13 protein-coding genes are annotated in these 12,774 nt (G+C 60.0%); 7 read left to right on the top strand and 6 right to left on the bottom strand.

Features of this window, described 5'->3' with window-relative positions:
- Nucleotides 1-43 precede the first annotated feature (43 nt).
- From N688_RS20230 to N688_RS20220, 4 genes are all read right to left on the bottom strand, one after another.
- The gene (locus N688_RS20230; RefSeq protein WP_052890973.1) at nucleotides 44-697 is read right to left on the bottom strand and encodes an MBL fold metallo-hydrolase; all 654 of its coding nucleotides are present in this window, start codon (nucleotides 695-697) and stop codon (nucleotides 44-46) included.
- A gap of 314 nt (nucleotides 698-1,011) precedes the next feature.
- The gene (gene lgt, locus N688_RS20225; RefSeq protein WP_052890972.1) at nucleotides 1,012-2,109 is read right to left on the bottom strand and encodes a prolipoprotein diacylglyceryl transferase; all 1,098 of its coding nucleotides are present in this window, start codon (nucleotides 2,107-2,109) and stop codon (nucleotides 1,012-1,014) included.
- Nucleotides 2,110-2,574: 465 nt separating this feature from the next.
- Nucleotides 2,575-2,739 carry a hypothetical protein gene (locus N688_RS23050; protein ID WP_156025550.1) on the bottom strand — a complete coding sequence of 55 codons (165 nt, stop codon included), beginning with the start codon at nucleotides 2,737-2,739 and terminating at the stop codon, nucleotides 2,575-2,577.
- 12 nt (nucleotides 2,740-2,751) lie between these two features.
- Nucleotides 2,752-3,309 carry a hypothetical protein gene (locus tag N688_RS20220; protein WP_052890971.1) on the bottom strand — a complete coding sequence of 186 codons (558 nt, stop codon included), beginning with the start codon at nucleotides 3,307-3,309 and terminating at the stop codon, nucleotides 2,752-2,754.
- 239 nt (nucleotides 3,310-3,548) lie between these two features.
- Between N688_RS20220 and mazG the strand changes: the two genes are divergently transcribed.
- From mazG to N688_RS20195, 5 genes are all read left to right on the top strand, one after another.
- A complete protein-coding gene (mazG, locus tag N688_RS20215) occupies nucleotides 3,549-5,087 on the top strand; it encodes a nucleoside triphosphate pyrophosphohydrolase (RefSeq protein WP_052890970.1) in 1,539 nt (512 codons plus the stop codon).
- 23 nt (nucleotides 5,088-5,110) lie between these two features.
- Complete coding sequence (locus N688_RS20210) at nucleotides 5,111-5,596, top strand: hypothetical protein (RefSeq protein ID WP_052890969.1); 486 nt, start codon at nucleotides 5,111-5,113, stop codon at nucleotides 5,594-5,596.
- 16 nt (nucleotides 5,597-5,612) lie between these two features.
- Complete coding sequence (gene polX, locus N688_RS20205) at nucleotides 5,613-7,373, top strand: DNA polymerase/3'-5' exonuclease PolX (RefSeq protein WP_052890968.1); 1,761 nt, start codon at nucleotides 5,613-5,615, stop codon at nucleotides 7,371-7,373.
- 15 nt (nucleotides 7,374-7,388) lie between these two features.
- A complete protein-coding gene (locus tag N688_RS20200; RefSeq protein ID WP_052890967.1) occupies nucleotides 7,389-8,054 on the top strand; it encodes a 50S ribosomal protein L25 in 666 nt (221 codons plus the stop codon).
- Nucleotides 8,055-8,276: 222 nt separating this feature from the next.
- Nucleotides 8,277-9,506, top strand: a complete 1,230-nt coding sequence (locus tag N688_RS20195) for a glycosyltransferase (RefSeq protein WP_052890966.1) — start codon at nucleotides 8,277-8,279, stop codon at nucleotides 9,504-9,506.
- Here N688_RS20195 and N688_RS22515 read toward each other — a convergent pair.
- A complete protein-coding gene (locus N688_RS22515) occupies nucleotides 9,446-9,763 on the bottom strand; it encodes a hypothetical protein (protein ID WP_081839063.1) in 318 nt (105 codons plus the stop codon). The two genes, N688_RS20195 and N688_RS22515, sit on opposite strands and share 61 nt — an antisense overlap.
- Nucleotides 9,764-10,216: 453 nt before the next feature.
- Here N688_RS22515 and N688_RS20190 point away from each other — a divergent pair, with 453 nt between their 5' ends.
- Nucleotides 10,217-10,528, top strand: coding sequence for a general stress protein (locus N688_RS20190; RefSeq protein ID WP_162179597.1), 312 nt, complete (start codon nucleotides 10,217-10,219; stop codon nucleotides 10,526-10,528).
- A 231-nt stretch (nucleotides 10,529-10,759) separates the two neighbouring features.
- Here N688_RS20190 and galU read toward each other — a convergent pair whose 3' ends face one another.
- Complete coding sequence (gene galU / locus N688_RS20185) at nucleotides 10,760-11,635, bottom strand: UTP--glucose-1-phosphate uridylyltransferase GalU (RefSeq protein ID WP_052890964.1); 876 nt, start codon at nucleotides 11,633-11,635, stop codon at nucleotides 10,760-10,762.
- 638 nt (nucleotides 11,636-12,273) lie between these two features.
- Here galU and N688_RS20180 point away from each other — a divergent pair.
- On the top strand, nucleotides 12,274-12,723 hold the full coding sequence (locus tag N688_RS20180; RefSeq protein WP_052890963.1) for a type III secretion system chaperone family protein: 450 nt from the start codon (nucleotides 12,274-12,276) through the stop codon (nucleotides 12,721-12,723).
- Nucleotides 12,724-12,774: the final 51 nt, after the last annotated feature.

Raw genomic sequence — 12,774 nt, 5'->3', positions numbered from 1 at the left:
GCTGTCTATCTGATTGCCTGGCTGCCTGATTGATCGGTTCTGCTCAGGCCAGGCTCACAAAAGGGTTTTCATATTTTTCTTCGCCGATGGTTGTGGGCGCGCCGTGCCCGGGAAAAACGACCAGGTCATCCTCCAATGTATAGAGCTTCTCGCGAATCGAGCGCACCAGCTGCTCATAATTGCCGCCGGGTAGATCGGTGCGCCCAATGCCGCGCTCAAAGAGCGTGTCGCCGCTGAAGACGCAGTATGGGCGGCTCACCAGGCAGACGCCACCGGGGGTATGTCCGGGGGTATGCCGCACCTCCAGTGACAGGGTTCCAAAGGTGATCACCTGCCCATCCTGGAGCAGGATATCGGGTTTACGGTGCACGAGGGGCGGCTCTCGTCCAGCGCTTCTGGCGGCGTGCTCATCGGTATAGTAAGGGAGGTCGGCGGAGTGGATCGCCAGCGGCACCGGGTAGACCTCGCTCACTGCGTCGATTGCGCAGATGTGGTCGAAATGACCGTGTGTATTGATGATATAGCGAGGAACCAGTTCCAGATCTTTAATGCGCTGCAGAATGCGCTCCGGCTCATCGCCGGGATCGATAATGACCGCCTCGCGGGTTTGTGGGCAGGCGTAGAGATAACAATTCTCCTGGAGGAATCCGACGACGACCGTCGCAACCAGTGGCCTGGCGTCAGCTCGTTCACTCATAGCAGGGAGGCTCCCACGTCCAGCAAAGAACTTCACTTCGTTCCCACTACAATGCGGGGAAAGATTTGCTTTATTATAGCACATTGCCCGGCGTGGGGCGGCTGGCGGGCCTGGCTGGGGTCCGACCCCAGGAGAGCGCCTGTTGCCTCTCTCCTGACCGCCCCTCGCGCCCGCTGCTGGTTGTCATGGGCATCAGGGTAGCGCTTCTGGATCACCCTCGCTCGCGCCAGTCTGGCGGCCCTGGCCATTAGTACTATCGTCGTCGGGCAAGAGCAGGAAGAGCCTGCCTCTGCTGGGCAGAGGCAGGGGAGCACTCAGGATGGTTCTTGCAGGCTCTCTGCAGGAGGCTCACGGCGATTGGCTGCTGGCCCCTCATCCAAACGCGCATCAGTGTTGGGGGACAGAGCAGAGGCAGAGACAGCACGCTCTGGCTCCTCAGCAGCCTCCATCGGCGCGCTCGCTGCAGCCGCGGCGGCCTCGCTTCCTGGGCGCGGTGGCAAACCATAGAAAGCGGCAACCTCCTCGGGCGGCACCGGGCGCGCATAGCGCGAGCGCAGGACCAGATAGGTCACGGGCAACAGCAGGATCAAGACCACCAGCGAGGTCCACTGCGCCTGCTTCAGACCCCAATTCAAGCCTAGAAAGCTGACCACAACATTAGCACGCCAGAAGAAAACAACAAACTGTGTAATAGCGTAACCATAGAGATAGGCGAGGGTCAGCACACCAGGACGGCGCAGGCGACGCGATAGGATAAAGAGCACTCCCAGCAGCACAAAGTTACAGAGCATCTCGTAGGCCGCTGCGGGCTGCACTGGCTCATTGCAGTAGCCCTGCAGACAGGCGAAGCTGGCGGGGTGCACGTAGACCGTCGACCAGGGCAACGTACTGGGGTAGCCGATAATATCGCCGTTAATCAGGTTGCCGATGCGACCGAAGATCTGGCCGATCGAGGCGAAGAGCACACCGCTATCGAGGGCCACAAAGGGATTGATCCCCTCGACGCGCGCGCGCCAAAAGAGGACCGGCACCACCAGGAAGATCGCGCCGTAGAAGGCCATCCCACCTTCCCAGGTTGCCAGAATACGCCAGGGCTGGAGCAAGTAGTCCTGGACTAGATCCGGCTGCTGAATCACAAAGTACAGTCGGCCACCGATTAAGCCGGCGATGATACACCACCACAGCAGGCGATAGACGATCTCGTCGTTGAGGCCCTTGCGCCGAATATAGCCCTGGATGCCCCAGAGGGCCACCACGATGGCCACAACATACATCAAACCATACCAGTGGAGCGCCAACGGGCCAAGGTGCACAATGACCGGATCGATATTGATATAGATATAGGGCGGGCCGATGCGCAGCCAGCCCCAATTGATCAGGTCGGCCACAGCCACGGGCCAGATACTTCCCATTGCCCTTCTCCTTGCGCTCGCAAGAAACCGCCACTTCCTCACTCCTCCCTCCTGGCACCTGGTTCCCCCAGGTGAGGAAACCAGAGCGTCACAGGGAAGCCGGGCCGGCAGATTCCTGCTAGCCAGGTTAATTGGTTGGTCCACTACCTTCTCGCCCTATGATAACGGCAATCTCTCCCAGCTGCAAGAGGACTGTGGCGAGCAGCCATCAGGATGCTCGATAATAAGAAAGCGACGATACTAAAGAGAACCAGAAAAAGAAAAATAGAAGCAAGAGAAAGAGCAAGAAAAGAAGGGAAAGCGGTGCCCTTCTCAGGGAGAGCAAGAGGATGGCGAGGCCCAGCGAGCCGGCTCACCGTGAAGAGCACCCCGGCGCCTCTTCAGGCGGACAAAGAAAGCGTGCGAACCGAAAAATAATGAAGAAGAGCAAAGCGCAGTCAGAGGCTGATCGGCGTGCGGCCTTGGCTAGCGGGCAGGATGGCGAGAGCCGATGCGCAGCGCAAAATCCTCCCCGGGCGCGTCGCAGACGGATGGAGCCGCGCCGCAGATCAACTCGCTGTCTTCCAGTGCAGCAATCGCTGCCGGGGCTGGTAGCGAGTGCGGTGGGGGCTGGACCTCGCCATTGCTCACGCGTTGACTCGCTTACGAGTGGGAGGGGGCAGCCGCCGAGCGCGACTGCTGGGCAACCTGCTGAGGCTCGGCCTCGACGCGCAGCAGCGCCTTGAGGGCCTCCTCCGAAACCACCTTACCCTGTTGGCCATCGAAGATCAGATCATCGCGCGAGCAATAGTACAGATGGCGCCAATTCTCCAGGGCGCGGTCCCAGGCGGGATAGCGCAGCGTCGCCTCCGCGTCGCTTTTCACCACGCGCTGGAAAGCAATAAAGGAAACGACCAGCGCGGCGACGATGATCAGCAAAGTAATGATGACCTGAGCAACCAGGCCCGGGCCGCCCATACCAGAGACGCTCTCGCCGAGTACCACAAAGATAAAGAAGATTGCCAGCCCAAGCAGGACCACGGCAGGCCCCACCAGATTAATCATGCGGGTCTGCCGACCAGGCATTGGGGGAGGTGCCAGCCGGCTAATGCCGCTGCGGTAGGCCTCCAGCGAGGTCTTGACCAGATCTGCCTTATGGCAGCGTGGACAGAGCGGTTTCGCGGTCTGTCCCTGCTGCTGCCGGGATTGATCGGACGCCATTGTGAGTCTATAACCTCCTCATTGTTGGATAGCGCTCGCTTCTCAGAAGAGCCAGTCTGAATAGTACTACAGAAAAGCATAACATTTTCCGGTCCTCGGCGACAATCCCTGCTGTTAGACAACAAGCAAACGAGCTAGCTGGTCATCTGGGTCTCTCCTTTCCCCCTTTGACAGCGCTCCTATCAGGCGCTACACTGTTCCAAGAACAGCGAGAGCGTCGCAGAGAGGATAGAAAGAGTATGTCGGAACCGCAGATTACGATCCTGGGATTAGGACCGGGACCGTGGGAGCTGCTGACGCGCGAGGCCTACGAGGTGCTGGCTGAGGCGGTAGAGCGCGGGCAGCCGATCTACTTCCGCACCCTGATTCATCCCACGATAGAATCCCTGCGCCGGGCTTTTCCTGGCCTGGCGCTGCAATCATTTGACGCCCTCTATGATGCTGCCCAGGATTGGGAGACCCTCTATCAGCGCATGGCTGAGACCATCTGTGCAGCGGCCAGCGCTGGGGAGGGACCTGTGATCTACGCCGTCCCGGGTCATCCCCTGGTTGGTGACACCAGCGTGCAGTTGCTGCTCCGTCTGGCCAGGGAGCGTGGCCTGGGGCTGCGCCTCGTGGCTGGCCTTTCCTTCATCGAGCCGGTCTGCACAGCTCTGGAGCTAGATCCGTTGGAGGTTGGCCTTCAGATCATCGATGCCGTTTCTCTGGCAGCCTTGCCCGGCGACGAAGTAGCTGGCAAGATTGTACCGACCACGCCCCTGCTGGTCCCCCACCTCTACAACCGTCGCCTGGCCAGCGCTGTCAAACTGGCCCTTGGTGAATGCTATCCCGACGAGTGGCAGGTGACCCTGGTTCGCCTCAGCGATCAGGCTCAGGAAGCAGCCCGCCTGCAGCGCCTGGCCCTTTACGAGCTGGATCGCCAGTCACTGGCGGATCACCTGACAACGCTCTACGTGCCGCCGGTAGACGCCCTGACTGCCCTGCGCCATCCTGACACCCTCCGCTCCATTACTAAGCGGCTGCGTCGTGATCCCGACGGCTGCCCCTGGGATCGCCAGCAGACCCATCAGACGCTTGTTCCTTTTGTCCTTGAAGAAACGTACGAAGTAGTGGAGGCACTGGAGGAGAATGACATGAGTAAGCTCGCTGAAGAGCTGGGCGACCTCCTTCTCCAGGTCTATCTGCACGCCGAGATTGCCCGTCAGGAGGGGCACTTTGCCCTGGGCGACGTCTTCGAGCAGATCAATGCCAAGCTCATCCGGCGCCATCCCCACGTCTTTGGCGATGTCAAAGTGAGCGGTGCGGGGCAGGTTGTCCAAAACTGGGAGGCCATCAAGCGAGCCGAGCGTCAGGCGGCGGGCCTCCCTGTCCAGCAAGAAAGCGTCCTCGATCGCGTGCCGCTGGCCTCGCCGGCCCTCACCGTGGCCCAGGAATACCAGAAACGGGCCGCCAAAGTGGGCTTCACCTATGCCAATATGAACGGTGTTCTTGACAAGTTGAACGAAGAGCTGCGCGAGCTGGCCCAGGCTCGCAGCGATGAAGAGCGCCGCGAAGAAATGGGGGATCTGCTCTTTATGGTCGCGCGCGCCGCCAGCGAACTCAACATCGATGCCGAGGCTGCTCTGCGGCAGGCCAACCGCAAATTCCGCCGCCGTTTCCGCTGCATGGAGGAACTCGCGCGCAGCGAAGGGCGGCCCCTGCAAGAGCGCAGCCGTGAGGAGCTGCGCGCGCTCTGGCGCCGTGCCAAAGCGCAAGTTGACGCTCTGCCCGAGGCGTGATACGATGCAATGCTACTGGCATCATGAGACAAGAATTACTCGCCTGGTTTGCACAAGAAGGGCTACTGCTACAAGATATTACAACTGGGGCAGAAGATCCTGAACACGATGAGCTTAAAGTCACCGTGCGTGCGCCCATTGTGGCCCTGGGGCGAGGGCGCGAAGACTTTCGGGAATGCCCTGATCCGGTTGCCTTTGGCTATCCTGAGTCCTGTCTGGAACTCATGACTCTGGATGACTTGCACTGGTTTCTTCTCCGCTGGTTCGAAGGGGCTGTCGCTGCCGGGCGCGCACGCTGTTTCGTCTGCAGCCAGGTACTGGACAACGGGCCAGACCATCCGTGGGACGCCGTTTTCGTCAGCGCCGACTGGCACTGCTGGCTGGTTGTCCACTTTGATTGTAAGCGCTATCTGGGGCGCGATCTCAAGGGGCGCAACCCCTTCGAAGTTGAGCTACGCGAGCCGGAAATGTTCGATCTCCGCCTGATGGAAGACGAAGGTCGTCAGTAGAGGGGAGGCAGCGCCGATGGATAAGAACCAGGTGGCTCAGGCCCTGGAAGAGATGGCCACCTTACTCCAACTCAAGAAAGAGGCCAGCCCGTTTGAGGTGCGGGCCTACGAGAATGCCGCGCGCACGATCAGCGCGCTGGACGACGACATTGAGCGACTGGTCAAGGAGGGACGGCTCAAAGGTATTCCTGGTCTGGGGCCGACTATCACGCGGCGCATCGAGGAGCTGGTGACCACGGGGCGTCTCTCCTTCTTAGAGGAACTGCGTGCGGCCACGCCGCCCATCAAGCTAGAGCTGTTGCGCATTCAAGGTCTTGGCCCGCGGCGCATCAATGCCATTGTCGACCAGTTGCACATTGCCAGCCTGGAAGACCTCGAACGGGCCTGTAAGGAGGACCGCGTTGCCGCCCTGCCCGGCTTTGGCAAGAAGACGCAGGAGAAGATTTTACAAGGATTGGCCTTCCTGGCCGAGCACGGTCACCGCTACCTCTATCCCATTGCCGAGGCCGAAGGGCTACGCATGCGCGATGCTCTAGCCTCTCTGCCCGAGATCGTGCGCGTCCAGGTCGCGGGCAGCCTGCGCCGGCGGCGAGAGACCGTCAAAGACATCGACATTGTTGCCAGCGTCGCTGATAGCGCCGACAGCGCCACCCGTCAGCGCGTCATGAACTTCTTCACCGGTCAGCCAGGGGTTCGGCAGATTGTGAGCAAAGGAGAAACGCGCTCCAGCATCATTCTGCCGAGCGGCATCCAGATGGACCTACGTCTCGTCACCGACAGCCAGTTCCCCTCTGCTCTCCACCATTTCACGGGAGCCAAAGAGCACCATATTCCCTTGCGGCGGCGGGCCCTCAGCATGAACATGACCATCAACGAGTATGGTCTCTTCAAAGGCAAAGAGCCTGACCTGGAGCTGGTGCCCTGCAAAGACGAGGTGGAGCTTTATGCTGCCCTGGGTCTGGCCTACATCGAGCCTGAGCTGCGCGAAGACATGGGTGAGATCGAGGCTGCCGAGCGTGGCGAACTGCCGACCCTGGTCGAAGAGCGTGACCTGCGCGGGGTCCTACACGTCCATTCTACCTGGAGCGATGGCAAAAATACCATTCGCGAGCTGGCCGAGGCTTGCCTTGCGCGTGGCCTCAGCTATCTGGGCATTACCGATCACAGCCAGAGCGTCGGCTACGCCAACGGCCTCAGCGTTGAGAACCTGCAGCGCCAGTGGGAAGAGATCGACCGCCTCAACGCCGAATTCGCCGGTCGCCTCGTCATTTTAAAAGGAACCGAGTGCGACATTCTCAGAGATGGCTCGCTCGACTATCCCGATGAGGTACTGGCGCGCTTCGACTTTGTCGTTGCCTCCATTCACAGCCATTTTACGCTCTCGCCGCAAGAGCAGACCGAGCGGATGCTGCGCGCCATTGCCAACCCGCATGTCACCATCATCGGGCATCCGACCGGGCGCCTCTTGCTTGAACGCCCGGGCTATACTCTGGATATAGAGGCGGTGATCGAGGCCGCCGCGCGGCATGGCGTCTTTATTGAGATCAACGCCAGCCCGCAGCGCCTTGATCTCGACTGGCGCTATGTGCGCAAGGCGCGCGATCGAGGCATTCTGATCCCGATCGATCCCGATGCTCACTCCGTTGCGGGCCTCGATGACATGCACTATGGCGTCGGAATTGCCCGCAAAGGCTGGCTCTCCGCCGCCGACGTGCTCAACACGCGCCCGCTGGCTGAGTTACAAGCCCTCTTGCAACGCAGGAAAGTATCACGCTAAAGGAGGTATCCTGTTATGGCACCGATGGCAGAACTGGAGGTTCAGCGCCGCCAGGTCCTGGGCAAAGCGACCCGGCAGCTGCGCCGCCAGGGGATCATCCCCGCCAATATCTTTGGCCACAAGGAACCCTCTCTGGCCATCCAGCTGGAGGCCGTGGCTTTCGAGCGCTTCCGCCGCCAGCATAAGGCCGCCAGCCTGGTTACCCTGCGTATCCCGGGAGACTCACTGACGGAGACGGCCCTGGTGCACAGTATTCAGCGCGATCCCTGCACCGGTAAGGTTCTCCATGTCGATTTCTATCGTGTGAGCCAGGAGGAGGAGGTCGAAGTCAAAGTGCCGCTGCATCTGGTCGGGGAGTCGCCGGCGGTCAAAGAGAGCGGCGGCTCGTTGCTGCGCCTCCTCGATGCGCTGGAAGTGGCCTGCCGCGCCACGGAAATCCCCGAAGCGATCGAGGTCGACGTCTCGCCGCTGGTTGAGGTAGACCAGATCATCCATGCTGGCGAGATCAAGCTGCCGCCTAATGTGCGCCTCTTGACCGATCCACACGAGCCGGTGGTGAAGGTGGAGCTGCCCACCGTCGAGGCCGAAGAGGCCGGGGAGGCTGCGCCCGCCACTCAGCCTGCTCCTGCTACTGCGCCTGCCCAGCCACAGACTGGCGAGAGCGCTGCAAAAGAAGGCTGAGACACGTGCTCGTAGTGCAGGCAGGAGTAAGGTCCACTCGGAGAGGCCTGGGCTCCTGCCTGTCTCTCTGTCTGGCTGTCCAACAAGCCAGACAGAGAGCGCAGCCGCTGGCGACGGATTGGCACCTACCTCTCTGCCACAAGATCGACTGGCTAGCCGATCGCTATCCGGCTTGCCTGACTGCCTGCCCGAGAAGACTATGCCAGGAAGCGAGCGATAGACATGCGTATTATGATAGTGACCGACCAGTATCCGCCGATGGTAGGGGGCGTACCTGTCGTCACCCACGATCTGGCTGTTGGCCTGGCGGCCCGTGGCCATCAGGTCTGGGTGGTTGCTCCTTGCCAGGGAGCGCGCGACGTCCACCGTATCGAAGAAGGAGTACATGTCTATCGCTTTACCTCCTTCGAGTGGCCCACCTATCGTGACATGCGCATTCCTTTCCTGCCGATTTTGCCCATTCGGCGCCTGCTGAAGCAAGGCAACCCTGACATCATTCATATCCACTCGCCGATCGTCTTAGGAAACATCGCCCAGCTCCTGGCCGGAGGGCTGCGCAAACCGGTCATTGCCACCAACCACTATCTGCCAATCAACATTAGCCGCACCCTGGCCAGCGATCAGCGCTTCAGCAGGCATTTTGACACGCTCAGCTACAGCTATCTGATCCACTTTTACAACCGCTGTGAGTATGTGACGACGCCAACCCATACCGCGCTGCGTCTCCTCTACGAGCATGGGCTGCGTGCGCCAGCGGGGGTTATCTCCAATGGGGTTGATCTCAAGAAATTCAGGCCGGGGCCGCCCGATGAGGAAGTGCGTCAGCGCTATCGCCTGCCAGCTGATCGCCCGCTGATCTTGCATGTCAATCGACTCAGCGAGGAAAAGCGCGTCAACGTCTTATTAGACGCCGTGGCCCAACTGAGTAGCCGGGCCTACGTCGTGCTGGCGGGGACAGGACCGGCGGAGGCTGAGCTGCGCGCCCAGGCCGCCCGCCTGCAAATTGAAGACCGCGTTGCCTTCCTGGGATTTGTGGCGGATCGCGACCTCCTGGCGCTTCGCCGTATGGCCGACCTCTTTGTTATCCCATCGGAGGCGGACCTGCAGAGCCTGGCCACGATGGAAGCTATGGCCTGCGGCTTGCCGGTCATTGCGGCCAAGGCCTATGCCCTGCCCGAGCTGGTGCATCATGGCGAGAATGGCCTGCTGTTCGAGCCGGGGAACAGTGCAGAATTGGCGTGGGCCATCGACTCTCTACTAGGGCGCCCCGAGCTGCGCCAACAGATGGGAAATAAGAGCCTGGAGATCATTGCACAGCACGACCGTGAGCGCGTCCTTGACCAGTGGGAAGCGCTCTATCAACGTCTGGCCTCAGAGTTCGCGGTAGCGCGTCAGCTACGGGAGCAGGCACGACGAGCCTTGCGTCTCAGACGTCCACCGCTGCCTTCGTAGCCTGGCTCATGACAGTCCCGGGGGCGAGGGCGACGGAGATGCCGCGGGTCGATCCAGGGGCGGTGGAGTAGACGAGCGAGGCTGCGCTCGATGTCCCAGCGGAGCTGTGTCGTCTGGAAGCGCAGCCAGCCAACAACAAGCTCCGGCCAGCTCGGGCGAGAGAGAGGGGGCGGCAGACGGCGCCGCTCATCGACACGGACAAAGATCGGAGCCAGGATCAATGATCGCGGGCGCTGTTCGGACCTTCGCTCTTCCATGCGGTCTGTAGCTCCTTGGCATTTCCCTCCAGCAGGTACGTGGCAAAACGGGCAAGACCAGGACCAAAGCACTGCAACGATAATCAGCCAGTGCCAGATACACCACTGACCATAGTAAAAGACTCTGAGGAAGAGTATAGTGTCTGGAAATGGATTTGTCCAGGGAACGGCAAGCGGTATAAACACCTTTGGCCTTTCCTGGCCCGCCGCTGCGAGGCCAGGCCGGCAGCTAGCCAGCAAGCCAGAGTCAGCGGAAATGGCTACCAGGAGCAGGCTGGCCATGCAGGACCGGTACCGGAATGACTAAGGATGCCCGTTTCATTGACAAGAATGGGGGATTTCAGTATACTCTTCGCCACAGGCGAGGAGCCTGTATATTTTGTTTTGGCTTGGGAACTTGCCCGAGCAAAGGGAATGGTGATGGCTACCAGAGAAGAGGAGAAGCCGGCGCCGATGTCAACTGTCGAGGCCGGTCGTAAAGGGGGGAGTGTTGTCCGCGACAAATATGGAGGGGAGTACTACCGCCAGATAGGCAAGAAGGGGGGTACGGCTCTCAAAGAGAAGCGTGGGAGCGAGTACTACCGCCAGATTGCCCAGAAAGGTGGCCAGGCCAACGTCACAAAGTATGGTCCGGCCCACTTTTCTGAGATGGGGAAGAAGGGTGGCAATGCAACCAAGGCGCGACAAGACCCCGACTTTTACAGCCGGATCGGGAAGTTGGGTGGGGCCGCCAGGCGTCGGAAGAAAGCGGAGGCACAGGAATAATTCGATCTCATCATGGCGTAAAGCTGCTCTTCTGGCACAAGGCAGCGCTGTTGTGATCAATGAGGGGCCGGGAAGAGGAGAGAGACAAGGACAGCGTCGGATGGACTGCCTCACTCTCCCTCTTGCCCGGCCCCTTGTCTGCTCGCTGACAGCCGCTGCGAGCGAGCGAGCGAGCGAACGAACGAACGAACGAACGAACGAACGAACGAACGAACGAACAAGCGAGGCGGGCTAGCCCTCCGCCTCCTGCAGGGCCTGACGCAGAAAAGCTCGCAAATCAGGCGCCAGATCGGGGCGCTTGAGCGCATAGGTGATCGTCGTGGTCAGCAAACCCAGGCGTGTGCCGGTGTCGTAGTAGGTGCCGGTAAAGCGTAAGCCATAGCAGCGCCCCTCGCGTGCCTGGCGCTCAATGGCGTCGGTGACCTGGATTTCTCCACCGGAACCAGGTGGGGTCTCTTCCAACAGCGGAAAGATATCGGGCGTCAACAGATAGCGCCCCATCACAGCCAGATTAGAGGGAGCTTGCTCCCGTGGCGGTTTCTCTACCAGATGAGTGATCCGCAAGGCTTGCTCGCCAAGCTCCTCTACAGCAGCAATGCCGTAGCTAGGAATCAGCTCATCTGGCACGGGAGCGAGCGCGACCACCGAGCCGCCGTAGCGCTCATGGATCGCCATCAGTTGGGGTAAGCAAGGCGTCTCCTCAGCGACCAGCACATCGCCCAACATGACCACGAACGGCTCATCGCCTACCAGGGGCCGTGCACAGAGAATGGCGTGCCCTAGCCCCAGTGGCTCGGGCTGGCGCACGGCACTGTAATACGCCATCTGTTGCACACGCCGCAGCTCTTCCAATTCCTGCAACTTGCCACGCTGCTCCAGCAGCTGCTCCAGCTCGGGAAAGGCATCGAAATGATCCTCGATGCTGCGCTTGCTCCTACTGGTCACGAAAATGATCTCCTCGATACCGCAAGCCACAGCCTCTTCGACGATATATTGTAAGGTTGGCTTATCGACCAGCGGCAGCATCTCTTTCGGGATAACTTTCGTTGCGGGCAGGATGCGCGTGCCCAGTCCCGCCACTGGCAATACGGCTTTGCGAATACGCATTAACCCTCCTTGATTTTGGCAAGAAAGCGCTCCGGTCTGCCTGCTCCTGGCGTCCAGCCCTATTGTAGCGACCGGGCGCTTTGATGGTCAATCTCAGCCTGGCGGCCTCGACGGCGAGGTCGAAAGTTGAACCGGCTGGCCTGGCTCTCTGCTTGACTATTGCTATCATAGCATATTCTATCGATGCTGAGGCGATCATCAGTATGAAAGGCGCTCCTGGAGCACAACTTTGCAAGCCCGCCCGAAGAGCAGGCCAGGCACATGCTAGTAGTGGGGTCATCTTGCGCTGTACTTTTCTCTTACAAGGGCAAAGAGATGCCTTGGAAGTCGGAGTGGTGAGCGTTCCTTATTAGAGGGAGCGCCTGAACTGCGCCTGCTTTGCATTCACTCTCCACTACGCCGCAAGTATGGTTTTCTCCAGTTGTCTTGAGGCAGCGGCGATCTAACGGGCGTCTCTTTCTCACTTGACCAGAGAAGCTCGCTGCAAGCCTCGGGGTTTCCAACAGAAAGAGCCCCAAGGAGAGGCAGTTTTCTGGTTTCAGCCGTTGGCAGGCTCAGCATCGCCTGCCCTGGTACAGTCGGCAAGCTAGCAGATCGTTATTGTCCGTGTAGTCATCTCTCACAGGAGGTAATAGTAGATGGCCACTATTGAACCGTTTTCCCATACCATGATCGAAGCTTGCCTTCGCAGCCTGAATTTGCGCTTCCTCCGTGACGAGGACAACGATTTTGTCGTCCAGTTCCAATATGATCCGCAGTATAACTGTGAAGTGACCTTCTATCTGATGGCCCAGGGAGAGCAGCGCGAGATCTACGCGCTGCTCTGCCGTACCAGTCGGCGTTTTCAACCGGAGAGCTGGGAGCGGGCCCTCGTGCTCTGCAATACCTGGAATCGAGAGCGACGCTGGCCGAAAAGCTATCTGCGCAGCTATGAAGCAGAAAGTGCAGCCTACGCAGAAATCTGTCTGGAGGAACATATCGACCTGGAGGCTGGCATTCATCAGGAGCTGCTCTTCAGCTACACGATGACCTTCTTCTCGGCGAGCTTGAGTTTCTGGCGCTGGCTGCATCAAGAGCAGCATTTCTAGTAGGTTCGCCCTCCCCTCCTGCTTTCTTTCTGCCTGCCTGCTGGGGGACAG

Source organism: Thermogemmatispora carboxidivorans (genome assembly GCF_000702505.1).
GTDB lineage: Bacteria > Chloroflexota > Ktedonobacteria > Ktedonobacterales > Ktedonobacteraceae > Thermogemmatispora > Thermogemmatispora carboxidivorans.
Note: the sequence above shows the minus strand (reverse complement) of the source record. Positions and strands in the feature narration are given on the sequence as shown.